The organism is Streptomyces sp. NPDC051180 (assembly GCF_040689545.1).
In the GTDB taxonomy this organism is placed as follows: Bacteria; Actinomycetota; Actinomycetes; order Streptomycetales; family Streptomycetaceae; genus Streptomyces.
Map to the genome: position 1 here is coordinate 469081 of NZ_JBFBBC010000003.1, position 24010 is coordinate 493090.

Consider the following 24010-nt stretch of genomic DNA (forward strand, 5'->3'; position numbering starts at 1 on the left):
CCGTGACGACCGCGGTGGCGACCGTGGCGGCTTCCGCCGCGACGACCGTCCCTCGGGTGGCTTCAACCGTGACGACCGTGGCGGCCGCCCCTTCGAGCGCCGCGACAACGACCGTCCGTCCGGCGGCCACCGCGGCAGCGACCGTCCGTTCAACCGCGACCGTCGTGACGACCGCCCCTCCGGCGGCTTCCGCTCCGGTGGCGGCGACCGCCCCTACGGCCGTCGTGACGACCACCGCGGCACCGGCTCGACCGGCGGCTCCTTCGGCCGTCGCGACGACAAGCCGCGCTGGAAGCGCAACGGCTGACGCCGACTGATCACCACGGGCCGGGCCCGTACGACACACCGTCGTACGGGCCCGGCCCGTTTTTCCGGAGGCTCCGGCGGCCGCGCTCCGATGCGGGAAGCCGCCGCGGACCGGTGCGCCCGCTCGCGCCGCCGTCCGACCGGATACGCTCGACCGGTCGACGCGGGTGAGAAGAGCCGGCCAGGGGGCCCGGCGGAGACTTCTCCCCGACTTCCAGCGTCAGGTTGCCCTGGGGAGGGACCTCTCTTTGTCTCGTTTCGCACGCGCGCGGCACCCCCGCGCGCGTATCGCCGTTCTCGCCACCGCACTGCTCGCCTCCGGGATCGGCCTCACGCCGTCCGCGACGGCCGCCCCGGTCGTGGGGATCGACCAGCTGGACATCACGCCGAACTGGCGGGGCGTACCCCGGCAGGAGACCGTCCTCGCCGCGGGACCCACGGGCTACGCGCACCGCACGGAGGACTCCGACGAGCACTTCGGCGAAGAGGCGGGGTGGACCGACTTCGCGACCGGGACGACCGTGCCGCTGGGGTACGGCAGCGGCAACGACGCCTTCGCCGAGCTCGGCACCGGCGGCCGGTACGTCTACCTCCAGCGCGGCATCGGCACCCACTACCTCCGTGACGTGGTGACCGGCGCGGAACAGCCGCTGGACATGCCCGCGGACACGAGCTTCCGGGGGATCCTCGGCGAGACGCTGCTCTTCCAGCAGTACGAGGCAGGCTCGTCGTACGCCACCACCACCGGGTACTTCCTCCGCCGCGCCGACGGCGGGACGACGGTCCCCGTCACCGGCTGGCCCGGGAGCGCCGACCTGCACAGGGCGCGGCTCGTGGCCGGCGACGGCGACACGGCCGTCATCCGCTTCTCGGAGACCCCCGGGTACGACTTCACCCACCTCGGCGTCGTCGACCTGCGGACCGGTGTGATGCGGGTGATCGCCTCGGCCACCCCGTCGATCGACGTGCTCACCGGACCGGTGGCGGTGACGAAGGAGCGGATCGCCTGGGTCGACACCGCCCGCACGGTCCACATCCGCGGCCTGGCCGACCTGAACGGGCCCGAGACGACCTACCCGCTGCCGGAGGGCCTGTCGCTCCGCCGCATCGGCCTGGTCGGCGACCGGGTCCTCGCCGTCGACGACGAGTCGGGCACGGACGCGGCGCTCCGCCGCCGTCTCGTCGCGCTCTCCCCGGCGGGCGAGGAGCAGCTGCTCCTGGACCGGGCCGAGGCGGCGATCACCCAGCTCGGCGACGGTTCGGGCGCCGCGGTCGTCGGCGGCACCTCCGCCACCGACTGGTCCCTCCTCAAGGTCGTCCCCGGCAAGGGCGGCGCGCTCGCGGTGGAGAAGCTGCGCCGTCTGGAGCCGCTCCCGGCGAAGATCGACGCGCTCGCGCTCGGCGCCGGCCGGCTCACCACCCTGGAGTACGACGGCCCGAACGGACCCGGCCTCTACGGCCGGACGCTTCCCGTGGGCCCGGTCCACACCGGCCAGTCCGCGCCCGCGTGGCAGGGCGTCGACGCGAACGCCGAGTGGAACTCCTCCCCGCTCTTCGCCACCGGCGACGGCCGCACGGTCTCCTACCCCCGGATCCCGTACACCGCGCGGGCGGTCGTCACCCGGGACGCCGCGGGCCGGACGACGAAGGTCGCCCTCGACAAGGACGGCCGGATCGAGGACGCCTTCGGCCGCTGGGCGGTCTTCCAGAGCGGCCGGCCCTCCTTCCCCGGCCAGCTCGTCGCCGACGGCGAGACGGTCGTGGTGAACACGGAGGCCGCGACGGTCGTGTCGCGGCAGCAGCAGACCGCCGTCGCCCTGTGGGGCGACACGCTGTTCACCGGCACCGCGACGGTCGGCGAGGTCGCCCGCAAGGACCTGGCCACCGGCAAGGACCTCGGCAAGGTGGCGACCGGCGCCGCCTGCCCGCTGACGGAGCTGCAGACGGCCGGCGGCCGCTGGCTGTACTGGGCCTGCGGGCAGTACGCCACGCAGGGCGTCGTCGACCTGAGGAGCGGCGCGAGGATCGCGCTGCCCCGTTCGTACGGCAACGGCGGCCTCCTCGGCGACGGCTACTACGTCGACCAGTCGAGCCAGTACCTGCGGATCGTCGACTTCTCCGGCGGTACGGCCAAGGCGCCGCGCCTCCTCGACGACTCCGCGCCCGTGTCCGGCGCCCGCCGGCAGAGCTGGACCGTGGACCGGTTCGGCGGCGCCGTCGCGTACAAGGACGCCGAGAACCGGGTCCACGCCGTCTGGACCGGCGTGCCCGCCTCCGACCTCACGGCCGCGTCGGCGGCCGTGCCCGCGACCGCGTCGGCGAAGACGGGCTGGAAGGCGTCCTGGACGCTCTCCAAGCCCGCGTCGATCTGGCAGCTGACCCTCCGCGACCTGTACTCCGGTGCCGCGGTCCGCACCTTCGGCGGCGGCGAGACGCGCGGCCGGATCGACGTCGCCTGGGACGGCCGGACGGCGGCGGGCAAGGTCCTGCCCAACGGGCCCTACACCTGGGACCTGACGGCGAACACGGCGGACGGGCAGGGCCGCGACCTGGTCGCCTCCGGCCGCGTCACCCTCTCCGGCGGCAGGCCCGCCTGGCGCGACCTCACCGGTGACGGCCAGGGCGACCTCCTCGCGATGGACACGGCCGGCCTCGTCTCGATGTACCGGGGCGACGGCTTCGGCGGCATGTCGGGCCGGATCGCGGGGACCGGCGCCAAGTTCCCCGCCACGTCCGTCCTGATGCCGTTCGGCGACACCGACGGCGACGGCTGCGCCGACGTCCTCGCCCGCGTCGGCGACCAGCTGCGGGCCTACCGCCCGGGCTGCGGCAAGGTGGTCTCGGCCTCCTCGCCGTACACGCCGATCGGCGCGGGCTGGGGCCAGTACGACGTCCTGACCTCGCCGGGCGATGTCGACGGCGACGGCTTCACCGACCTGATCGCCCGCCAGACGACCACCGGTGACATGTACTTCTACGCCGGCACCGCCGACCACCGGGTGAAGAACCGGGTGCGGTTCGGCACGAACTGGAAGCTGTACAAGAGGCTCGTCGGCGCCGGCGACCTGAACGGCGACGGCCGGAGCGACCTGCTGGGCGTGGACGCCGCCGGCGTCATGTGGCGCTACTACGGCACCGCCACCGGCGGAGTGACGGCCCGCGTCCGGCTCGGCGCGGGCTGGGGCGGCTTCACCTCCCTCGTCGGCACCGGCGACCTCTCCGGCGACGGGCGTCCCGAACTCGCCGCCCGCGACACGGCCGGCAAGCTCTACGTCTACTTCGGAAACGGTTCCGGCTCGTACGCCTCCCGCGTCCCGATGGGCGCCGGCTGGAACGTCTTCAAGGCCCTGTTCTGACCCCTGCCCCCGGCCCTTCCGGCCCCCCACCCCTCGCGAGGCCCGGCCGGCACGGCCGGGCCTCGCGTCCGTGGCGGCCGGCGGGCGCGGCGCGGCCGGTGTCGGATACCCGATCGGTTCCGGGGATCTCTCCGGCTATGCTGCACGGGTGTGCTTGTCCACGGGCCGTTAGCTCAATTGGCAGAGCAGTGGACTTTTAATCCATTGGTTGTGGGTTCGAGTCCCACACGGCCTACATACGGCGGGAAGACCTTCCCCGCCGAAAGCGCCCCGCCCGGTCCCGACCGGGCGGGGCGCTTTCGTCGTCCGGAACTTTTCCGGTGAACGGATCGTCAGGGGGCGCGGGGTGGGAAAGCGTGAGTGAGTCTGGACGGTGGAGCGCCCGGCGCGGAGCGTGGAGGTGGGGACGTTGACGGAGACGGTGGACGGGGCCGGCGATTCGACGGGGACGGCCCGGGTCCTGGCGCGGTGTGCGCTGGCGGCCGCGGCCGCCGCGGTCGTGCTGCTGCTGACGGGGTTCGGTGCGGGCGGGCTGCTCATCCTGGTGAGCGGGCTCGTCGGGCTGGTGGCGTCGGCGGCGGGGATCTGGTGGTTCCTCGCGCACCGCGGGGCGGTGCGGGTGCTCGGCGCGCTGCTCGCCGTCGGGGCGCCGGTCGTGGTCCTCACCCTGTACGTCGTGTGGGGGCTGGCGCTGAACGCGCTGCTCGCGCTGTGCCTGTGGGGCGTGGCGGTCGGGTGCGCCCGGGAGGCGCAGCGGCTCCCGGAGCAGCGGCGCGGGGACCGGTCGCGTACCGACGGGGCGCGGGTCAGACGGCGGTCGCGGCCCCGCAGAGCCGTGCTGATCATGAACCCGAAGTCCGGGGGAGGGAAGGTCGGCCGGTTCGGGCTGGTCGAGCGTGCGGAGAAGCTGGGCGCCCGGGTGATCCTGATCGACCCGTCCGTCGAGACCGACGTCGCCGCCCTCGCCCGGGAGGCCGTCGCGGACGGCGCCGACCTGCTCGGAGTGGCCGGCGGCGACGGCACGCAGGCGCTGGTCGCCGCGGTGGCGGCCGAGCACGACCTGCCCTTCCTGGTCATCTCGGCCGGCACCCGCAACCACTTCGCCCTCGACCTGGGGCTGGACCGCGAGGACCCGGCGAGGTGCCTGGACGCCCTGTCCGACGGCGAGGAGCTCCGGGTCGACCTCGGCTCGGTCTCCGGCCGGCCCTTCGTCAACACCGTCTCCTTCGGCGTGTACGCGGACGTCGTCCAGCGCCCCGAGTACCGCGACGCGAAGGCGGGCACCGCGCTCGACGTGCTGCCCGACCTGCTCCAGGGCGGTCAGGGCGCGCGCCTCGACGCGACCGCCGACGCCGTCCGGCTGCCCGCGCAGCAGGCGCTGCTCGTCAGCAACAACCCGTACGCGGCGCCCGATCCCTTCGGGGCCGCGGCGGCCCGCAGGCCGCGGCTCGACGGCGGCGAGCTCGGCGTGATCGCCGTGCGGGTGGACGGGGCCGCGGACGCCGCCGACCTCGTCGTGCGCGGCACGCAGTCGGCCGGACTGAACGTCATGACGGCCGGTCGCGTCGAGGTCTCGGGCAGGACGCCGGCCCCCGCCGAGGCCGGGGCGCCGTTCGCCTGGCCGTCCGCGGTCCCGGTGCCCGAGACCGACCTCGACACCGGTTCCATCACCGTGGCGGTCGACGGCGAGGCGCTCGTCATGCCCACGCCGGTGGTCTGCACCCTCCGGCCCCGCGCCCTGCGGGTCCTGGTGCCCCGTCACCGGCCGGGGTCGCCCCCGCCGAGCCGGCCGCTCGACTGGCGGCGCGTCACCGCGCTCGCCTTCCCCGACCACTTCCCCTCGACCCTCCGTGACTTCCGAAGGAACAGCACATGACCTCGACGACCAGGACCGGTGCCCTCCGGGACGTGATCCGGGACCTCAACGCGGTCGACGGCGCCGTGTACGCGGCGGTGGCCGCGACGCCCACGCCCACGCTCGACTCCGGGCTGCGCCGGCTCTCCCGGACGGCAGACCACTCGAAGATCTCGTTCGCGGTGGCGGCCGCGCTCGCGTGCCTGCCGGGCCGGCCGCGCCGGGCGGCGCTGGTCGGCGTCGGGGCGATCGCGGTGGCGTCGGCCTCGGCCAACCTGCTGGGCAAGCGGCTGGTGCGCCGGCAGCGGCCCGACCGTGAGGCGGCCCGCGTGGTGGTGGCCCGGCACGTCCGGATGCCCGACTCGGCGTCATTCCCGTCCGGCCACACCGCGTCGGCGGTCGCCTTCGCCACCGCCGTGGGCACGGTGCTGCCGGCCGCCGCGGTGCCCCTCGGGGTCCTCGCGGGGGCCGTGGGCTACTCCCGGGTGCACACCGGCGTGCACTACCCGGGCGACGTGGCCGCGGGCGCGGTCCTCGGCGTGGCCAGCGCCGTCGTCGCCCTGGCGGCGAGCGCGTCCTTGCCGGCGGCGGCCGGCGACCGCTGAGTCCCGGCCCGGTCGGGTGGTCCGGGCCGCCGGGCCCCGGGACCTCCCAACGCGGCCGGCCCTGGTCCGGGGCCTGTCTCCCTAGGCCGCGCGGGCCAGTTCCTCCTCGGTGAGGCCGAGGGCGGCGAGGCGGTCGGGGTCGGCGAGGATCTCCAGGCCGACGATGCGGTCGCCCGCGACGGTGAAGGACATGAGCGCGCCCGGGCGGCCGTCGACGACCGACAGGAACGCCGGCGCCCCGTTGGCGACCACCGCCAGGTAGGACTGGCGGAACTTGGAGTACAGCAGGGCCTGCGAGATGACCGCCTCGGCGCCCCGCACCAGCCGGGAGGCGCCGGCGAGGAGCCGGCCGCCGTCCGCGCGCAGCACCACGTCGGGGTCGAGGACGGCGAGGAGACCCTCGAAGTCGCCGCCGTTGGCGGCGGCGAGGAAGGCGTCGGCGATCTCCCGCTGCCGCCGGACGTCGGGTCCGGGGGCGGGCGAGGCGTCCTGCACGCGGCGGCGGGCCCGGCTGGCGAGCTGCCGGGTCGCGGCCGGGGTGCGGTCCACGATCTGCGCGATCTCGTCGAAGGAGACGGCGAACATGTCGTGCAGCACGAACGCGAGCCGCTCGGCCGGGGACAGCGTCTCCAGGACGATGAGGAGCGCCAGGCCGACCGACTCGGTGAGTTCGGCGGCGTGTTCGGGGTCGGTGGTGTCGGCGACCCGGACCACGGGGTCGGGGACGTGGTACTCCAGCGGGTCCTCGCGGCGCGATCCGCGGGAGCGCAGCATGTCCAGGCAGACGCGGCCGACGACGGTGGTCAGCCAGCCGCTGAGGTTCTCCACCTCGCTGACGTCGGCACGGCTGAGTTTGAACCAGGCTTCCTGGACGGCGTCCTCGGCCTCGCTCAGCGAGCCCAGCATCCGGTAGGCCACCGCCCGCAGGTGGTTCCGGTCGGCCTCGAAGCGCCGGGCCAGAAGTTCCTTGTCGGCGTCCACTCGTCGATCTCCCCCTTCGCGTCCCGTCATGCCCTCATGACGGATGAAACCCCGTCCATGTGACACGAACGGAGGGGGTCCGGGTGGGTCGTGTGGTTTCGGTACGTGAGATCCCCGCCGTCTCGTGGACAACGCCCGGGATTCCCCGGCCGAAGCCCCCGACCGCCGTGGATCCATCCTTCATCCCGGTGATCATCGTCCGTAGATTGATCACCATGACGACGACAACGACGCAGGTCAACCCGGTTCTCCGCACTCCGCCGGCCACTCCGGCCGCGGCGGCCGCCTACTTCTCCGCGAGCCTCGCCTTCCACGCCGACGTCTCCGACGTGGCCTCGGCGCTGGCCGCCTCCGCCGCCGACGGCACGGACCCGGGCTTCGTGGTGATCGACTCCCGCTCGACCGCCTCGTGGGACCAGGGGCACGTCCCCGGCGCGGTCCACCTGCCGACCGCGCTCGTCCCGGAGCAGGCGGAGCAGCTGCTCGACCGGTCGGTGCCGGTCGTCACGTACTGCTGGGGGCCGGGCTGCAACGGCGCCACGCGCGCCGCGCTCGCCCTCGCGGAGCTGGGCTTCCAGGTCAAGGAGATGCTCGGCGGCTTCGAGTACTGGGTGCGCGAGGGCTTCGCCTACGAGACCTGGGAGGGCCGCGAGGAGAAGGCCGCGGACCCGCTGACCGCGCCGGTCGACTCCGACGACTGCGGCTGCTGACGTAAACCGATTTCGTGATCGCCCCGGTCATGGCGTAGAGTCGTGTTTACCGACGCGGGGTGGAGCAGCTCGGTAGCTCGCTGGGCTCATAACCCAGAGGTCGCAGGTTCAAATCCTGTCCCCGCTACTCAGTAGCACGAAGACCCGGATCCTTCTGGATCCGGGTCTTCGTCGTTTCCCGGCCCCCGTCCCTCCCGCGGGTCCCGTCGGCCGCGGTGCGCGCTTGACCTTGCCGCTGCGTCAACATCTAGCGTTCTCGGCATGGAGTGGTCGATCCAGGAGATCGCCAAGAAGGCCGGCACCACCAGCCGCACTCTCCGGCACTACGGGGAGCGCGGACTGCTGGAGCCGAGCCGGATCGGCGCCAACGGTTACCGGTACTACGACCAGGAGGCGCTGGTACGGCTGCAGCGCATCCTGCTGCTGCGCGAGCTGGGGCTCTCGCTGCCCGCCATCGCCGAGGTCCTCGCGGGACAGCGGGACACCTCCGCCGCCCTGCGGACGCACCTCGCCCTCCTGGAGCAGGAGCGCGAGCGCATCGGACGCGTGATCGCGTCGGTGCGGACCACTCTCCACAAGACAGAGAGGGGAGAAGAACTCATGGCCGAGGAAGTGTTCGACGGCTTCGACCACACGACGTACGAGCAGGAGGTCACCGAGCGCTGGGGCCGCGAGGCGTACGAGAAGGGCGACCGCTGGTGGCGCTCTCTCGACGCGGCGCAGAAGCGGGCCTTCATGGACGAACAGGCCGGCATCGCGCGTGACTTCGGCCGGGCGGCGCAGGCCGGCCTGGCCGCGGACAGCGACGAGGTGCAGGACATCGCGCGCCGCCAGGTCGTCTGGCTGTCGGCCACCACGTCGCCGAGCCGGGAGTACGTGATCGGGCTCGGCCGGATGTACGTCGACGACCCGCGCTTCACCGCCCACTACGACAAGCACGGCGAGGGCACCGCCGTCCTCGTGCGCGACGCGCTGGCGATCTACGCGGAGCGCAACCTCTAGGGCCGTCCCCCCTGGGGGTGTCCGAGAGGGGTCTCCCGTCGATGTGCGCGGTGGCCGAAACGGGCCCGCCTCTTTGCGGGCACGGGACGCCGCACCGTAGTGTCACGCGCACGATGAGTGACGAGAGCGTGAGTGACGTGAGCCGGCGGGCGCCCGCCGTGCTCGTCCTGCTCGCCCTCCTCGCCCTGCTCGTGAGCGTCTGCCACGGCTCCCACGGGCACGCGCTGCCTCCCACGAGCACGGCGACCGTCTCCGCGCCCGCGTTCCCGCACGGCTGCGAGCGGTCCGGTGACGCGTGGTCCTTCGACGCCCACCTGCCCGCGCAGGCCGCCGCCCCGCAGCCCGGGGCGCCGGACGCCGGCGGAGCCGTACCCCGGTCGCACACCGCGGACCTCCGCACCGATCCCCGCGCGCGCTGCGTCCGGGGCCGGGCGGGACCCGGACCCGAGCCGGGCCGTCTGCTGATCGCCCTCGGGGTGGACCGGAACTGAGCCGGGTCCCGCACACGCGTGACCAGGCTCCCTTCGGCGTACCACCTCAAGGACACCTCCCCCATGAGCAATCTGCTCTTCGGCACCACCGTGCCCCTGCCCGTCGGCGGGCAGACCGTCGGCAACACCCCCGTCCTCCGGACCGACGACGGCTACTGGGCCAAGCTCGAAGGCTTCAACTTCGGCGGCATCAAGGACCGCACCGCCCTCTACATGGTCGAGCAGGCCCGGCGCCGCGGGGAGCTGCGGCCCGGCGCCCCCATCGTCGAGTCGACCTCCGGGACCCTCGGTCTCGGCCTGGCGCTCGCCGGGGTCCTGCACGGTCACCCGGTGCACGTCGTCACCGACCCCGGCCTCGAACCGCTCGTCGAGCGGCTGCTCGTCGCGCACGGCGCCCGGGTGCACGTCGTCTCCGAGCCGAGCCCGCGCGGCGGCTGGCAGCAGGCCCGGATGGACCGGGTCGCCGAACTGCTGCTGAGCCTCGACGGGGCCTGGTGGCCCGACCAGTACGGGAACCCCGACAACCCCGACGCCTACGCCGGGCTGGCCGCCGAACTCTCCGGCCAGCTCGACCGGATCGACGTGCTGGTCTGCGCGGTCGGCACCGGCGGCCACTCGGCCGGCATCTCCCGGGCGCTGCGCGCCACCGGCAGCCCCGCACTGGAACTCGTCGGCGTGGACTCCGTCGGTTCCACCGTCTTCGGCCTGCCGGCCGGGGAGCGGCTGATGCGCGGCCTCGGTTCCTCCATCCACCCGGCCAACGTCGACCACGGTGCCTTCGACGAGGTCCACTGGGTCGGGCCCGCGGAGGCGGTGCGGTCGGCCCGGCGCCTGGCCGCGCGCCAGTTCGCGACGGGCGGCTGGAGCGTGGGGGCGGTCGCGCTGGTCGCCGGCTGGCTGGCCAGGACCCGGCCGCGAGGGACCCGGATCGCGGCCGTCTTCCCCGACGGGCCGCAGCGGTACTTCGACACCGTCTTCAACGACGAGTTCTGCGCGGCGCACGGCCTGCTCGACGGGCCCGTGCGCGAGGAGCCCGCGGCGTACGAGCCCGGCGTGCGCGTGGACGGCTGGACGCGCAAGGTGCTGGAGCGGGTCCGTTGACCGCGACGAGCACGGCGCCCGCCGCCGAGGGGGGCGTGTGGCGGCAGAGCCGCTCCTTCCCGCCCGCGGTCCGGCTGCTCTTCGTCAACCAGCTGACCATCAACCTCGGCTTCTACATGCTGATGCCGTACCTGGCGGCGCACCTCGCGGACGGGCTCGGGATGGCGGCCTGGGCGGTCGGCCTGGTCCTGGGCGCCCGGAACCTGTCCCAGCAGGGCATGTTCCTCGTCGGCGGGGCGCTCGCCGACCGGCTCGGCTTCAAGCCGCTGATCGTGGCCGGCTGCGCGCTGCGGACGGTCGGCTTCGGGGCGCTGGCCTTCGCGCAGTCGCTGCCGATGCTGGTCGCCGCCTCGCTGGCGACCGGTCTCGCGGGGGCGCTGTTCAACCCGGCCGTGCGGGCCTGTCTGGCCGACGAGGCCGGTGAGGAGCGGCGGGTGGCGGCCTTCGCGCTGTTCCACGTGTACTACCAGGCGGGCATCCTGCTCGGGCCGCTCGTCGGGGTGGCCCTGACGGGGGTGTCGTTCCGGCTGACGTGCACGGTGGCGGCGGTGCTGTTCGCCGGCCTGACCGTCGTACAGCTGCGGTGTCTGCCCGTCCGGGCCGGGGCGCCCGCCGCCCGGGAAGCGGAGGCGCGGGGGCAGTTCCGCACGGTGCTGTCCCACCGGACGTTCTGGTTCTTCTCGCTCGCCATGACCGGCTCGTACGTCCTGTCCTTCCAGGTGTACCTGGCGCTGCCGCTCGCCGCGGACTCCACGGCGCTCACGACGGCGCTGTTCGTCGTCTCGGCGCTGGTCGCGCTCGCCGGGCAGCTGCGGATCACGGCCTGGTGCAGGCGCCGCCTGAGCCGGGAGCGGTGTCTGGTCCTCGGGCTCGTCCTGATGGGCGCGGCCTTCCTGGCCCCGGCGGCCCTGGGCCGGGGCGCGGTCGGGCTGCTGTCGTGCGCCGCGGTCCTGGCCGTCGCCAACGCGGTGCTCTACCCGTACGAGATGGACACCGTCGTCGCCCTGTCCCGGGGGCGCTGGGTGGCCACCCACTACGGGCTCTACAACACCGTGTGCGGGATCGGGATCACCCTCGGGAACCTGGGGACGGGCGCGCTGCTCGACGTGACCGGCTGGTCGGCGGTGCCGTGGCTCGCGCTGTGCGCGGTGGGTCTGGTGTGCGCGGCGGCCATGGCCCTGCTGGCGCGGGGCGGTCGGCTCGCCGCGGCGGCCGGGGACTGAAGGCGGGCGACCCCGTGCGGCCCGGCTACGCCAGTCGGCCGCACGGGGTCGCCCGCCGGTGCGGCGGCCGCCACCCTGGGAGGGCGCGGTGCGGGACCGCGGCCGGGCCGACCGGGCAGGAGAGCACAGGTGGGGCACCCCCAGGGCGGGACGGGCGGCGGGCGGCGCGACGGTGACGACGGCCTGGCGTACGGAGGCGCGCGGCGGTTCATCCGGGCGCTGCCGCCCCTGGTCATCGCGGGTGGCGTCGCCTACGACGTGGCGACCCCGGCGTCGTACACCGCGGCCCCGCTCTTCTCCGCCGCCCCGCTGATCGCCGCGCCGTTCTTCTCCCTGCTGACGACCCTGCTGACCGGGATCGCCGCGGTACTCGCCTCCGTGGGGCTGCACCTCTACAACGACACCGCGAGCGACATCCCGGGGCTGACGGAGACCCTGACCGTCCTCACCGTCTCGGCGCTGGCCCTCCTCGTCAACCGGGTGGTGCGGCGCAGCGGCGAACGGCTCGCGTCGGCGCGGGTCATCGCGGAGACCGCGCAGAAGGCGGTGCTGCCGATGCCCGCCGAGCGGATCGGCGGGCTGCAGTGCGCGGCGCGGTACGAGGCGGCGCAGGCGGACGCGTTCATCGGCGGCGACCTGTTCGCCGTCCAGGACACCCCGCACGGGGTGCGGCTCGTGGTCGGGGACGTCCGCGGCAAGGGGCTGGAGGCGGTCGAGGCCGTCGCCGTCGTCATCGGGGCCTTCCGGGAGGCGGCCGAGCAGGAGCGGACCCTGGAGGGCGTGGCGCAGCGGCTCGAACGGGCGCTGGCCCGGGAGGGCATGCGGCGCGACGGGCTCGACGCCTTCGAGGGGTTCACGACGGCGGTGCTCGCCGAGATCCCGCGCGCCGACGGCAGCGGCACCTTCGGCGGCTTCGTCCGGCTGGTGAACCGCGGGCACCCGCCCCCGCTGATGCTGTACGCGGACGGGCGGCTCGACCTGCTGGACCCGGTGGATCCGGCGCTGCCGCTCGGCATGGGGGACCTGGCGGCGTGGCCGGACCGGGCGGAGGCGCGGTCCTACCCGCCGGGCGCGACGCTGCTCTTCTACACCGACGGCCTGTCGGAGGCGCGGGACGCGGAGGGTGTCTTCTACGACCCCGCGGAGCGGCTCGCCGGCCGGCTCTTCCCGGGGCCCGAGGAAGTGCTCGACGCGCTGGTGGGCGACGTGCGGCTGCACACCGGCGGGAGGTCGACGGACGACATGGCGCTGCTCGCGGTGAGCCGGCCCGCGGAGGGCCAGCCGGAGCGGCGCCGGACCATGCCGGTGGTGCCGCCGGGCCGTCCCCGTCACCGGCCGTAGTCGAGAGGTGTCCCTGCGATAACAATTGACATAACGTCAGATCGAGGGGGTTTACGGGTTCCGTTCTGAGGTGGGGTCAACTCGGACCATTACCACCCAATTCGATGAACGATCAAGAGGAACGGCTTGGAATGGGGACCCCCTGTCTATTAACGTTCGATAACGCAGCGCGGTCGTCCCAGCCGTCGCAAGAGGCGGCACCGTGCGCACGCGCCGAATCCTGAAAAGGAACCGGGGAACCACCACTTGGGGTGAATCGGGCCTTTCGCACCTGTGCGACCGTGCCCGTAGGAGACCTTCCTGCTCCGAACCCGTCAGCTAACCCGGTAGGCGAGAAGGAAGGAAAGGAGCGCCCCTCAGTGGCGTCCAACACCCCCGCACCCGAAGCCCCCTTCGATGCCTTCGGTGGCGGTGCGGTTCCCGCCTCCCCGGACACCGAGTGGAACCCCACCGAGGGCTCCCTCCGCGCCGAGAGCCGCTCCGGCGGCCGGCACCGGGTCGTCAAGCAGCGCTCCAACTTCGCCCGCTCCTCCACCGTCCTCGGCGTCGGCGTCATCGCCGCGGTCGGCGCGGGCGGCCTCGCCACCGCGCAGGAGAAGCCCCCGGTCGCGATCTCGCTCCCCGACCTCCCCGACCTCGGTCTGCCGGACGCCCACGACCTCCCCGGCGTCGGCGACCTCCTCCCCGACGAGGACCCCGAGCCGGTCAGCGCGGCCCGCGCCAACCCCAACCCGCTCACCGCCGCCACCTACACCACCGCCGACGAGCCCACCGGCGGGGCCGACCAGGCCGCGAAGACCGCGACCGGCGCCTCCGACGCCGGCGAGGCCCTGCGCGCCCGCATCCTCCAGCAGGCCGAGCAGCAGCAGGCATCTGCCGACGCCGCCGACAAGGCCGCCGCGGAGGACGCCGCGGCCGAGAAGGCGGCGGCGGAGGCCGCGGCCAAGGCCGACGCGGCGGCGAAGGCGGCCGCCGAGGCCAAGGCGAAGGCCGAGGCGGAGGCGAAGGCCAAGGCGGAGGCGGAAGCCGCCGCGAAGGCCGAGGCCGAGCGCCTCGCCAAGCTCGCCGCGAGCTACTCGCTGCCCCTCTCCTCGTACACCCTCACCGCCTCCTACATGCAGTCCGGCTCGATGTGGTCCTCCGGCTACCACACCGGTCTCGACTTCGCGGCGCCCACCGGCACCCCGCTCAAGGCCGTCCACGGCGCCACCGTGAAGTCGGCCGGCTGGTCGGGCTCCTACGGCTACCGGATCGTGCTGGAACTCTCGGACGGCACCGAGATCTGGTACTGCCACCTCTCGTCGATGACCGTCTCCGCCGGCCAGAGCGTGGGCACCGGCGAGACCATCGGCCGCGTCGGCGCCACCGGCAACGTCACCGGCGCCCACCTCCACATGGAGGTGCACACCGCGGGCGGCGACGGCATCGACCCGGCGCAGTGGCTGCGCTCCAAGGGCCTCTCGCTCTGACGCTCCCACCGTCACGACCCGGCGCGGAACCCCCTGCGGGGTCCGCGCCAGTTCCCTGACGGAATAGGCCCGGTGACGGGAGCGGTTGATCCCTCCATGACCTCTCTCCGCCCGCTGGGCAGCTCCGACCTGCACGTCTTCCCCCTCGCCCTGGGCGGCAACGTCTTCGGCTGGACCGCCGACGAGGCCGAGTCCTTCGCCGTCCTCGACGCCTACGCCGCCGCCGGCGGCAACTTCGTCGACTCCGCCGACGTCTACTCCGCCTGGGCCGAGGGCAACGAGGGCGGCGAGTCCGAGACCGTCATCGGCCGCTGGCTCGCCTCCCGCGGCAACCGGTCCGACATCGTCGTCGCCACCAAGGCCGGCGCCCACCCCCGCTTCAAGGGGCTCTCCGCCCCCACCCTCAAGGGGGCCGCGGAGGAGTCGCTGCGCCGCCTCGGCACCGACCACATCGACCTGTACTACACGCACTTCGACGACGAGTCCGTCCCGGTCGAGGAGATCGTCACCGCCCTCGACCAGCTGGTGAAGGAGGGCAAGGTGCGTGCCGTCGCCGCCTCCAACATCTCCCCGGAGCGGCTGCGCGCCTCCCTCGACTTCGCCGAGGCCGAGGGACTCACCCGGTACGTCGCCCTCCAGCCGCACTACAACCTGGTCTCCCGCGAGACCTACGAGGGCCCGCTCCTGGAGACCGCCGAGCGGGCCGGGCTCGCCGCCGTCCCGTACTACGGCCTCGCCGCCGGGTTCCTCACCGGCAAGTACCGTCCCGGCGCCACCGTCGACAGCGTCCGCGCCGCCGGCGCCGGCGGGCACCTCGACACCGAGCGGGGCCGGGCCGTCCTCTCCGCGCTCGACGCGGTCGCCGAGGCGCACGGGGCCGAGCTCGCCACCGTCGCCCTCGCCTGGCTCGCCTCCCGGCCGACCGTCGCCGCCCCCATCGCCTCGGCCCGTACCGTCGGACAGCTGCCCGCCCTCGTCGCCTCCGCCGACCTCACCCTCACCGAGGCCGACCTGACCCTCCTCACCGAGGCGTCGGCCTGAACGACGGAGCCCGCGGTCCGGCACGTGCCGGACCGCGGGCTCCGCTCCGCCCCGGTCGGTCCCGGGACACCGGCGCTCAGCTGCGGTACGGGTTGTAGCCGCCGTAGTCCAGGTACTGCGGCGGCGCCCAGACGCGGCCGGTGGCGCGGGCCGCGTGGGTGAGGGCGGGGGAGGCGACGGCACGGCGCTGCCAGAGGTGGTGCAGGAGCTCCTGCTCGCGGGCGGTGAAGTCGGGGCCGGCCGTGCCGCGGCGGGCCCGGTCGCGGAGGAAGGCGAGGGTGGTCGCGAAGGACTCGTACTCGCCGACCGCGCGCGCCGCGGCGGGGCCGTACGTCCCGCCGGCGAAGGTACGGGCCAGCCGCCTGGCCCGCATGGAGGAGAGCGCGAGGGGCTCGGCGGGGGAGAGCCAGCCGGCCGCGGCGTACGCCGGGAGTTCGCCGGATATCGTGCGCAGCTCGCGCTGCCGGCTCCAGACGGCGAGCCAGGTCAGCAGTCCGAAGGCCGGGACCATGAGGGCGCCGTACACCGCGTAGAAGGCCCACGGGCCGCCGAAGGTGGCCGAGCCGTTCCAGGCGGCGTGCAGTCCCATGGCGAGGATCAGCCCGCCGAGCGGCAGCAGCACCTTGCGGAGCCGCTTGCCGCGCGGGGCGAGCGCGGCGAAGCCGAAACCGATGCCGGTGAGCACGGTGAAGAGCGGATGCGCGAACGGCGACATCACGACCCGGACGAAGAACGTCCCCGCGGTCACCATGCCGATGCCGGGGGAGCCGACCTCCTGGTCCTCGCCGAAGGCGGTGCCCAGATAGAGGATGTTCTCGGTGAAGGCGAAGCCGGTCGCGGTGAAGCCGGCGAAGACGACCCCGTCGACGAGCCCGCCGAAGTACCGCCGGCGGAAGAGGAAGAGCAGCAGGATCGCGGCTGCCTTGGCGCTCTCCTCCACCACCGGGGCGATCACCGTCGCCCCGAGGTTGTCGGCCGAGTCCGGATCGGCCGTGGCCGTGGCGATCCAGCGGACCGCGAAGGAGTTCGCCAGGATCGCGACGAGCGCGGCGGCGAAGGCGCCCCAGGCGAAGGCGAAGAGCAGGTTCTTCCAGGGCCCCGGCTCCACCCGGTCGAGCCAGCGGAACGCGGCCATGAGCAGCGGCACGGGAAGCACGGCGAGGCCCAGGCCGACGAGGAAGCCCTGGGTGCCGGTCTGCTCGCGGACCATCGCCAGGATGACCAGGGCGCAGAGCGCGAGCAGGGTGACGACGGTGATCGCCCGCACGACCCGGCTGCGCCAGAACGCGCGGCGGGGCCGGTAGCGCCACTGGGACCGGTCCGCGGCGGCCGGAAAGGCCGGCTCGTCGGTGTCCCGGTGCGGGACGGGCGCGGTGTCCTCGGGGGGCGGCTCGGCGGGGGCGGGATTCGACACGTGAGCGACCCTAACCACCCCCACCGACACCGTGCGAGGAGGTTACGCGCGCGGGACCCTGCGGAAGAGGAGGTCGTGCACGACGTGGCCCTTGTCCAGGCCCTGCCCCTCGAAGCGCGTGACGGGGCGGAAGTCGGGGCGGGGGGCGAAGCCGCCGTCCTCCCGCGTGTTCTCGAAGTCGGGGTGCGCGGAGAGGACCTCCAGCATCTGCTCGGCGTACGACTCCCAGTCGGTGGCGCAGTGCAGCACGCCGCCGGGCTTGAGGCGGGTCGCGAGGAGGCCGAGGAACTCGGGCTGGATCAGCCGCCGCTTGTGGTGGCGGGCCTTGGGCCACGGGTCGGGGAAGAAGACCCGGCAGCCGTCCAGGGAGTCCGTCGCGAGCATCTCGCGGAGCAGGATGATCGCGTCGCCGTTGGCGACCCGGACGTTGGTCAGGCCGTTGCGGTCGGCGAGGCCGAGCAGGTTGCCCTGGCCCGGGGTGTGCACGTCGACGGCGAGGATGCCGGTGCCGGGGTCGGCGGCGGCCATCTGCGCGGTCGCCTCGCCCATCCCGAAGCCGATCTCCAGGACGACCGGCAGCCCGTCGAACATCGCGCCCAGGTCGAGGACGCTCTTGCCGTCGATGTCGAGGCCCCAGTCGGGCCACCGCTTCAGCATCGCCTCGGCCTGGCCGTACGTGACGCGGCTGCGGCGCGGCTGGAAACTCCGGATGCGCCGCTCGTGATGCGCCCCTGCCGGGTCGGGCATCGGCCCTTCCCCGGGTGCGAACATCCGGCTGCCCCGCCGCGCGACGGGCTGGGCGGGGGCGGCGGCGGGCTGGGTGCTCTTCTCAGGGTGCTCAGACACAATGCCGCCGATTCTACGGCGCCGCCCCCGGCCGGACCTCCGCCCGGCCCGCCCGGTGCGGGGTCACAGCAGGGCCAGGGCGCGGCCCGCCACCTCCCGGCCGATGGGCAGGGAGGCCGTCGCGGCGGGCGAGGGCGCGTTGAGCACGTGGACCGTGCGGGCCGCCTCGCGGATGAGGAAGTCGTCGACGAGGGTGCCGTCCCGCAGGACCGCCTGGGCGCGCACGCCGGGTGCCGCCCGCCGCAGGTCGGACTCCTCGACGACCGGGAGCAGCCGCCGCACGGCCGCGGTGAAGGCACGCTTGGAGACCGAGCGGTGCAGTTCGCCGGCGCCGTACCGCCAGTGGGCGCGGGCGATGGACCAGGAGCCGGGCCAGGCGAGGGTGCCGGCCAGTTCGCGGGGGCGGACGACGGACCAGCCGTATCCCTCGCGGGCCAGCGCCGGGACGGCGTTGGGTCCGATGTGGACGCCGCCGTCGATGCCCCGGGTGAGGTGGACGCCGAGGAAGGGGAAGGCGGGGTCGGGCACGGGATAGACCAGGCCCCGCACGAGCGAGGGGTCCGCGAGTTCGTAGTACTCCCCCCGGAAGGGGACGATCCGCATGCCCGGGTCGTCGCCCGCGAGCCGTGCGATGCGGTCGCAGTGCAGTCCCGCGCAGTTCACCAGGACGCGCGCCCGCACGACCCGGCCGTCCGCGGTCCGCACGGCGACGCCCCAGGGGCGCCGGTCGACGACGGTGACCTCCGCGCCGTACAGGATGCGGGCGCCGGAGGACTCGGCGAGCCGCTGCGACACGGCGCCGTAGTCGCAGATGCCGGTGGTGCCGACGTGGATCGCGGCGAGGCCCCGCACCCGGGGCTCGTACTCGCTGATCTGGCTCGGGCCGAGCTCGCGGACCGGGATGCCGTTCTCCCGGCCGCGCTGGACCAGGGCGTGCAGGCGGGGCAGCTCCTCGCGCGTGGTGGCGACGATCAGCTTCCCCGTCACCTCGTGCGGAATGTCCCATTCGGTGCAGAACTTGACCATCTCGGCCGCGCCTTCGACGGCGAACCGCGCCTTGAGCGAGCCGGGCCTGTAGTAGATCCCGCTGTGGATCACCCCGCTGTTGCGCCCGGTCTGGTGGCGCGCGAGGGCGTGCTCCTTCTCCAGGACGGTGACCCGCGTGCCGGGAGCGGCACGCGTCAGCGCGTACGCCGTCGACAACCCGACGATTCCGCCGCCGATCACCAGCACGTCACAGTCAAACACCAGCGCCACCTCCCACCCCCGATAGTGCACTGGCCCACTGACAACGCCGTTAAACGCCCATTCCGTGGGACGCGTGTCACGCCGGTGCGACCAGGAGCGGCCGGGCGCGCTCCCGGAGCTCCATGACCCGCGGCTCGTCCCCGTACGGTTCGAGCCGGTGCAGCAGGTCCCGCACGTACTCCGTGGTCCGCGCCGACGAGATCCGCCCGGCCACCTCCACCGCGAGCGTGCCCGCCGCGCACGCCGCGTCCAGGTTTCCCGACTCCAGCTCGGCGACGGCGGACACGACGAGCCGCAGCCCGTGCGAGCGGACGAACTCCTCGGTCGGCCGGGACAGTGCCTGCTCGGTGAAGCGGCGCACCTCGCGGGGCGCCTTCAGGTCCCGGTAGCACTCGGCCGCGTCGGCGCAGAAGCGGTCGTACGAGTAGAAGCCGAGCCAGGTCGGGTCGGCGTCGCCCGCCCGGGACCGCTCCAGCCAGCCCTCGGCGGACTTGAGCGCGGCCGCGGCGGCGACCCCGTCGCCCGCCTTGGCGTGCGCGCGTGCCTCGACCAGCCGGAAGAAGGACATGGTGCGGGCGGTGGCGAGGCCCCGGTTGCGCTCCAGGGCGGCCTGGGCGAGGTCGACGCCCTCGTCGGCGAAGCCCCGGTAGGTGGCCTGGAGCGACATCGAGGCGAGGACGTACCCGCCCAGGGGCACGTCGGCGGCGGCGCGGGCGAGCCGCAGCGCCTGGATGTAGTAGCGCTGGGCGGCCTCCTGCTGGCCGGTGTCGAAGGCCATCCAGCCGGCCAGCCGGGTCAGCTCGGCGGTCGCGCCGAACAGGGCGCGGCCGACCTCGTCCGAGTACGAGCCGAGCAACAGGGGCGCGGCGTCCACCCGTAAGCACTCGGGGACCATGGAGGAGCGCCAGTCCCCGCCGCCGTACTTGGAGTCCCAGCGGCGCGCGTCCTCGGCGGCCTCGCGGAGCTTGGCGACGTCGCTGTGCCCCACGCGCGCGTGCTCGGCGGTCGCCGCGGCGACCGCTCCGGGGCGCGGCGCCTCGCGCTCGACCGACGGGTCGGCGGGGGTGATCAGCCAGCGGGACGTCGGCGTCGCGTAGGCGCTGACCGCGAACGACCCGGCCAGCGACTGCCAGATGCCGCCGCCGCCGGCCCGGCGGCCGGCGAGATCCAGCCGGTACAGGTCCGTCGCGGAGCGCACCGCCTCGCCCACGTCGCGCGGGAAGGCGAGCCCGACCTCGGGTGCCGGATCGGCGTCCGCCAGCCCGATCTCGTGCAGCGGCACGGGCCGGCCGAGCTTCTGCCCGATCGCCGCGGCGATCAGGTGCGGGGCGGCGCCCTGCGGCACCATGCCCTTCGACACCCACCGGGCGACCGAGGTCTTGTCGTAACGAAGTGTCAGACCCCGCTGTGCCCCGAGGTCGTTGACGCGCCGGGCGAGCCCGGCGTTGCTGATTCCCGCGAGGGCGAGAACCGTGCCGAGCTTGTCGTTCGGCCCGCGTTGCTCCCTGGACATGACGCCACCCCTCGACCACCCAGACGGCCGCCACGACGCCGGGCATAGGCGTGCGGCATTCGTAAACACAGCGTAGTTCGCCGCATCCCTACCGTTAAGGGGCGGTGTTCCGTATGGCGAGATTGTTGTGTGACCGGTCGCCGGGGAGGGGCGCCGGGCCGGTCCGTGCTCCGGCCGTGTGGCCGTGCGCCCGGCCGTGCGCTCTCGTCCCGTCGGTGGGGGAGCGCTTCCATGAGTACCGCGTGGGTCGGCCCACTCGGCCGGGAACGGTGTCCGGACCAGTGGGCTGGGGGACATCGCCGCCCCATTCCCCGCGGGCGGCGACGGCGCCGGGAGGCGGGAGCGCCTCCCGGGCTGCCGATGACCCGGGAACGACCGAATCGGTCCGCGCGCGTTTCAAACCTCTCGGGGACGGTCGATATTTGGCCGAATGACGCCGGTATGACGGCCTCGCCAACTGGCCCATGCCAGGGGCGCATTCGCCTTTCGCGCGCGTGCACCCGGACCCCGCCCCGTGCGCCGTTGTCGTGGCAGCATGTCTCCCACCGAAACGGATGCGGAGGCGCCGATGCGATGGCTGGTGGGCTGGAGCAGTGTCGCCGCGAACGTCGCCACGACCGCCGGAGCCCGAGCGGGGGCGGTGAACGGCGGGCACGGCTCCGGGAGCCACGGCCCGGACACCGGCCACGGGACCTTCTCCGCCCCCCCGGCGGGCCACGGCTCAGGCCCGGCGGCCGAGGGGCGCACGGTGCAGCCCGTGGGCGCACAACTCCTCTGGGACGGACCCGACCCGCTGTGGGCGGTCGGCGACTGGCGCCCCGACGAGGTGCGCCTGGTGGCCGTCGACGACCACACCCGCCTCGCCGTCCTCGGCTGTTGCGCCGCCAGCGACGAGGAACTGCGCATCGGCCTGCTCACCGCGCGCGGGGGCGCGCTGCGGCACCTCACGGCATGGCCGGGCAGCTACACGGCCGTCGTCCGGGCCGGCCGCCGCGTCACCGTCACCGGTGACCTCGCGGGCGCCCGACCGGTGTTCCACACTCCCTGGGCGGGCGGCACCGCGTTCGCCACGGCCGCCCTGCCGCTCGCCGACCTCGTCGAGGCCCAGCTCGACATCGGCCACCTGGCCGCCCTCCTCGCCTGCCCCGAGACCCCGGAGGCGCTGCGCGACTCCACCCCGTACGAGGGGGTCCGGCGGGTGCCCCCGGGCCACGCGCTGATCCTGCGGGAGGGCGCGCGGGAGATCGCCGGGTACGAACAGGTCGCCTCGCTCGCTGTCGCCGCCGCCGAGGCCGACCCCCGGCAGGCCGTCGAGGGCGTGCGGGACGCCCTGGTCGAGGCGGTGCGCGCCCGGCTCACCGCCCCCCGCCACGCGCCCGAGGTCCCGCTGCCCGACCCCGGGCCGGTCCCCGGCATGGGGCCCGCCGACCGGCGCGCGGCCCGCGGCGCGGGCCCGGCCCCCGGCATCGGCGCCGACCTCTCCGGCGGCAGCGCCTCCGGCACCCTCGCCCTCCTGGCGGCCGGCCTCCCCGGCGTGCCGGGCACGATCATCGGGCACGGCGCGGGCGCGGGGGAGCGGCTGCTGGCCGTCACCTTCAACGACCTGGCCACCCGGGACGGTTCGGGGCGCGAGGACGAGCTCGGGCGGGCCAGGCAGCTGGCGGCGGACCCCCGCCTGCACCACGTCGTCGTCGCGGCCGGCGAGGAGGCGCTCCCGTACGCCGCCCTGGACGGGCCGCTCACCGACGAGCCGGGGCCGGCGCTCGTCACGGCCGAGCGGCACCGCCGGCGGCTCGCGGGCGGCAGCGCCGACCACTTCACCGGCATGGGCGCCAAACAGGTCCTCGACGCGCACCCGGCGCGCCTCGCCGACCTCCTGATGGACCGCAGGCGGCGCTCGCTGGTCCGCCCCGTGACCGCGCTCGCCAAGGCGTCGGGACCGTCCGCGGGCTCGTTCCTGGTGCCGCTGACCGTGTACCGGGCGGCGCGGAAGCTGGCCCGTACCCCGTACCGCACGGGTCTGGAGGCGGCGGCCCGCCGCGTCCTGGAGGCCAACCGCACGGCCCCGGACGGATTCGGCCCCCTGGAGGCGTCGCTGTCCGCCCTCGCCTGGTCGCGGCCGGGGCCCGCGGCGCGCTGGCTGACCGGGGAGGCGCTGGCCGAGGTGTCGGTTCGTCTGAACCGGGCGGCGACGCTCCCCTCGTCCGTGCAGCGCCCGGGCGAGGCACGCGCGCGTGCCGCCCTCGCCCGCGCCGCCGCCGACCACCGGGTCCTGGAGCAGGCCGCGGAGATCCGAGGCCAGCGGCTGCACGCCCCCTTCCTCGACAACCAGGTCGTACGGGCCTGCCGCGCGCTGCCCGAATCGCTCCGGGTCCAGCCCGACGCCCGCGCCGGCGTCCTGCGCACCGTCCTGTCCGGCGCCGGCGTCCACGACCTCCCCCCGGGCTGGGGCGCCCCCCATCCGGCCGTGCCCGCCGCCGCCGTCCGCGCGGGGCTCCGCGCCGCCCTTCCCCACCTCGTCGCCCTCTTCGACGCCCCGCTCCTCGCCGACGCCGGCCTCGTCGAGGCCCGGGTCGTCCGGGACGCGCTGCGCGCCGCCGCCGACGGCGCACCCGTCCCCCTCGACGGCCTCGCCGACCTCGTCTCCACCGAGCTCTGGCTCCGCCGCCTCCTCGCCCGCCGCGGCTCCTGCTGGACCGGCACCACCGAGGCCCGCGCCCCCCGGGCGGTCCGCGGCCCGCTGATCCCGGCGTCGAGGTCGCTCCCGGCGTGAGGGGCGGCCGGACCGGCGGCGAAACGTCACAGCACGCTCGTTCGAGTGAACGGGTTCCGGACCCGGCCGGGTCGCCCGTCCTAAGCTGGGAACGTCGCACCGAGCGAAGGAGGCCCAGCATGGCGATGCCCGTGCCGGTTCCGGACGAGGTGTTCTCCGGGGGGATGCACGACCGCGAGGGTGCGAGTCCCGAGGAGACCTTCGAGCTGTTCAGCGCCATCGCCCCCAAGGGCTGGCGCGTGGAGCTGATCGAAGGGGAGATCCACGTGGTACCTCCGGCCAATGGCGAGCACGAGGAAATCGTCTCGGAGCTGAACGGGCAGGTCCGAGACCACGACAAGAACGTGGGCCGCTACACCGGTATCGGGCTCGCTCTGTCCGGGACCGCCGACACGGTCCGGGTCATCCCCGACCTCGTCATCGCCCCCAAGGGCAGCTTCGACGACCAGCAGGAGTGGCACGCCCCCGACGCCGTCCTCCTCGTCGCCGAGGTGACGTCCGCCTCCACCGCGACCCGCGACCGCGTGCAGAAGATCCGGGCCTACGCGCGCGCGGGCATCCCGCTCTACCTCCTCGTCGACCGCGAGGCCGGAGAGGCCGTCGTCTGCTCCGGGCCCGCGGACGACGACTACGACCACAAGTCCGTCCACAAGCTGGGGACGGTCGTTCCGCTGCCCCACCCGCTCGGCTTCGACCTCGACACCTCGGCCTTCTGAGGTCCGGGTAAACCCCGAG

Annotated in this window: 18 protein-coding genes, 2 tRNA genes, 1 pseudogene and 1 riboswitch; of the genes and pseudogenes, 16 read left to right on the forward strand and 5 right to left on the reverse strand. The window is 74.7% G+C overall.

The window, feature by feature from the left end; genetic code table 11:
• The 5 genes and pseudogenes from AB0424_RS08935 to AB0424_RS08955 all read left to right on the forward strand — a co-directional run.
• Positions 1 to 307, forward strand: a pseudogene (locus AB0424_RS08935) (RNA helicase); the annotation flags it as partial.
• A gap of 247 nt (positions 308 to 554) precedes the next feature.
• Positions 555 to 3662, forward strand: a complete 3108-nt coding sequence (locus AB0424_RS08940; protein ID WP_366303318.1) for an FG-GAP-like repeat-containing protein — start codon at positions 555 to 557, stop codon at positions 3660 to 3662.
• A gap of 162 nt (positions 3663 to 3824) precedes the next feature.
• A tRNA-Lys gene (locus AB0424_RS08945) sits at positions 3825 to 3897 on the forward strand.
• A 174-nt stretch (positions 3898 to 4071) separates the two neighbouring features.
• Positions 4072 to 5538 (forward strand): diacylglycerol kinase family protein, encoded by a 1467-nt coding sequence (locus tag AB0424_RS08950; protein ID WP_366303320.1) that lies wholly within the window; start codon positions 4072 to 4074, stop codon positions 5536 to 5538.
• Complete coding sequence (locus tag AB0424_RS08955) at positions 5535 to 6122, forward strand: phosphatase PAP2 family protein (RefSeq protein WP_366303321.1); 588 nt, start codon at positions 5535 to 5537, stop codon at positions 6120 to 6122. Before AB0424_RS08950 ends, AB0424_RS08955 begins: the two co-directional genes overlap by 4 nt.
• An 81-nt stretch (positions 6123 to 6203) precedes the next feature.
• Here AB0424_RS08955 and AB0424_RS08960 read toward each other — a convergent pair whose 3' ends face one another.
• On the reverse strand, positions 6204 to 7133 hold the full coding sequence (locus AB0424_RS08960) for a sigma-70 family RNA polymerase sigma factor (RefSeq protein WP_366303323.1): 930 nt from the start codon (positions 7131 to 7133) through the stop codon (positions 6204 to 6206).
• A 185-nt stretch (positions 7134 to 7318) separates the two neighbouring features.
• Here AB0424_RS08960 and AB0424_RS08965 point away from each other — a divergent pair, with 185 nt between their 5' ends.
• The 9 genes from AB0424_RS08965 (at position 7319) to AB0424_RS09005 (ending at position 15481) form a co-directional block, all read left to right on the forward strand.
• On the forward strand, positions 7319 to 7813 hold the full coding sequence (locus tag AB0424_RS08965) for a rhodanese-like domain-containing protein (protein ID WP_366303325.1): 495 nt from the start codon (positions 7319 to 7321) through the stop codon (positions 7811 to 7813).
• Between the two features lie 53 nt (positions 7814 to 7866).
• A tRNA-Met gene (locus AB0424_RS08970) sits at positions 7867 to 7940 on the forward strand.
• A 134-nt stretch (positions 7941 to 8074) separates the two neighbouring features.
• Positions 8075 to 8815 carry a MerR family transcriptional regulator gene (locus AB0424_RS08975; protein WP_366303327.1) on the forward strand — a complete coding sequence of 247 codons (741 nt, stop codon included), beginning with the start codon at positions 8075 to 8077 and terminating at the stop codon, positions 8813 to 8815.
• 128 nt (positions 8816 to 8943) lie between these two features.
• The gene (locus tag AB0424_RS08980; RefSeq protein WP_366303328.1) at positions 8944 to 9306 is read left to right on the forward strand and encodes a hypothetical protein; all 363 of its coding nucleotides are present in this window, start codon (positions 8944 to 8946) and stop codon (positions 9304 to 9306) included.
• Between the two features lie 63 nt (positions 9307 to 9369).
• Entirely contained in the window at positions 9370 to 10407 is a 1038-nt protein-coding gene (locus AB0424_RS08985) for a PLP-dependent cysteine synthase family protein (protein WP_366303331.1), read from the forward strand.
• Positions 10404 to 11630, forward strand: a complete 1227-nt coding sequence (locus tag AB0424_RS08990) for an MFS transporter (RefSeq protein WP_366303333.1) — start codon at positions 10404 to 10406, stop codon at positions 11628 to 11630. The genes AB0424_RS08985 and AB0424_RS08990 overlap by 4 nt, the downstream gene beginning before the upstream one ends.
• A gap of 183 nt (positions 11631 to 11813) precedes the next feature.
• The gene (locus AB0424_RS08995) at positions 11814 to 12971 is read left to right on the forward strand and encodes a PP2C family protein-serine/threonine phosphatase (protein ID WP_366303394.1); all 1158 of its coding nucleotides are present in this window, start codon (positions 11814 to 11816) and stop codon (positions 12969 to 12971) included.
• A gap of 201 nt (positions 12972 to 13172) precedes the next feature.
• Positions 13173 to 13319: riboswitch (cyclic di-AMP (ydaO/yuaA leader) on the forward strand.
• A gap of 11 nt (positions 13320 to 13330) precedes the next feature.
• Positions 13331 to 14440 (forward strand): M23 family metallopeptidase, encoded by a 1110-nt coding sequence (locus AB0424_RS09000; protein ID WP_366303335.1) that lies wholly within the window; start codon positions 13331 to 13333, stop codon positions 14438 to 14440.
• Positions 14441 to 14536: 96 nt separating this feature from the next.
• Positions 14537 to 15481 carry an aldo/keto reductase gene (locus AB0424_RS09005; protein WP_366303337.1) on the forward strand — a complete coding sequence of 315 codons (945 nt, stop codon included), beginning with the start codon at positions 14537 to 14539 and terminating at the stop codon, positions 15479 to 15481.
• A 76-nt stretch (positions 15482 to 15557) separates the two neighbouring features.
• On the opposite strand, the gene AB0424_RS09010 is transcribed toward AB0424_RS09005, so the two are convergent.
• From AB0424_RS09010 to AB0424_RS09025, 4 genes are all read right to left on the reverse strand, one after another.
• Positions 15558 to 16895, reverse strand: coding sequence for a PrsW family intramembrane metalloprotease (locus AB0424_RS09010; RefSeq protein WP_366303339.1), 1338 nt, complete (start codon positions 16893 to 16895; stop codon positions 15558 to 15560).
• A gap of 42 nt (positions 16896 to 16937) precedes the next feature.
• Entirely contained in the window at positions 16938 to 17666 is a 729-nt protein-coding gene (trmB, locus tag AB0424_RS09015) for a tRNA (guanosine(46)-N7)-methyltransferase TrmB (protein ID WP_366303396.1), read from the reverse strand.
• 138 nt (positions 17667 to 17804) lie between these two features.
• A complete protein-coding gene (gene lhgO / locus AB0424_RS09020) occupies positions 17805 to 18989 on the reverse strand; it encodes an L-2-hydroxyglutarate oxidase (protein ID WP_366303341.1) in 1185 nt (394 codons plus the stop codon).
• Between the two features lie 76 nt (positions 18990 to 19065).
• Positions 19066 to 20502, reverse strand: a complete 1437-nt coding sequence (locus AB0424_RS09025) for an MFS transporter (protein WP_366303342.1) — start codon at positions 20500 to 20502, stop codon at positions 19066 to 19068.
• Positions 20503 to 21070: 568 nt separating this feature from the next.
• Between AB0424_RS09025 and AB0424_RS09030 the strand changes: the two genes are divergently transcribed.
• Together AB0424_RS09030 and AB0424_RS09035 are read left to right on the forward strand one after the other, a co-directional pair.
• Entirely contained in the window at positions 21071 to 23275 is a 2205-nt protein-coding gene (locus AB0424_RS09030; protein WP_366303398.1) for an asparagine synthase-related protein, read from the forward strand.
• A gap of 164 nt (positions 23276 to 23439) precedes the next feature.
• Complete coding sequence (locus AB0424_RS09035) at positions 23440 to 23991, forward strand: Uma2 family endonuclease (RefSeq protein WP_366303399.1); 552 nt, start codon at positions 23440 to 23442, stop codon at positions 23989 to 23991.
• Positions 23992 to 24010 lie beyond the last annotated feature (19 nt).

What these genes read in the sequence shown, in the direction of transcription:
- AB0424_RS09030 (WP_366303398.1), top strand. Translation starts at nt 21,071, where the DNA reads ATGCGATGGCTGGTGGGCTGGAGCAGTGTCGCCGCGAACGTCGCCACG.
- AB0424_RS08960 (WP_366303323.1), bottom strand. Translation starts at nt 7,133, where the DNA reads ATGACGGGACGCGAAGGGGGAGATCGACGAGTGGACGCCGACAAGGAA.
- AB0424_RS09005 (WP_366303337.1), top strand. Translation starts at nt 14,537, where the DNA reads ATGACCTCTCTCCGCCCGCTGGGCAGCTCCGACCTGCACGTCTTCCCC.
- AB0424_RS08985 (WP_366303331.1), top strand. Translation starts at nt 9,370, where the DNA reads ATGAGCAATCTGCTCTTCGGCACCACCGTGCCCCTGCCCGTCGGCGGG.
- AB0424_RS08965 (WP_366303325.1), top strand. Translation starts at nt 7,319, where the DNA reads ATGACGACGACAACGACGCAGGTCAACCCGGTTCTCCGCACTCCGCCG.
- AB0424_RS09025 (WP_366303342.1), bottom strand. Translation starts at nt 20,502, where the DNA reads ATGTCCAGGGAGCAACGCGGGCCGAACGACAAGCTCGGCACGGTTCTC.
- AB0424_RS08975 (WP_366303327.1), top strand. Translation starts at nt 8,075, where the DNA reads ATGGAGTGGTCGATCCAGGAGATCGCCAAGAAGGCCGGCACCACCAGC.
- trmB (WP_366303396.1), bottom strand. Translation starts at nt 17,666, where the DNA reads ATGTTCGCACCCGGGGAAGGGCCGATGCCCGACCCGGCAGGGGCGCAT.
- AB0424_RS09035 (WP_366303399.1), top strand. Translation starts at nt 23,440, where the DNA reads ATGCACGACCGCGAGGGTGCGAGTCCCGAGGAGACCTTCGAGCTGTTC.
- AB0424_RS08955 (WP_366303321.1), top strand. Translation starts at nt 5,535, where the DNA reads ATGACCTCGACGACCAGGACCGGTGCCCTCCGGGACGTGATCCGGGAC.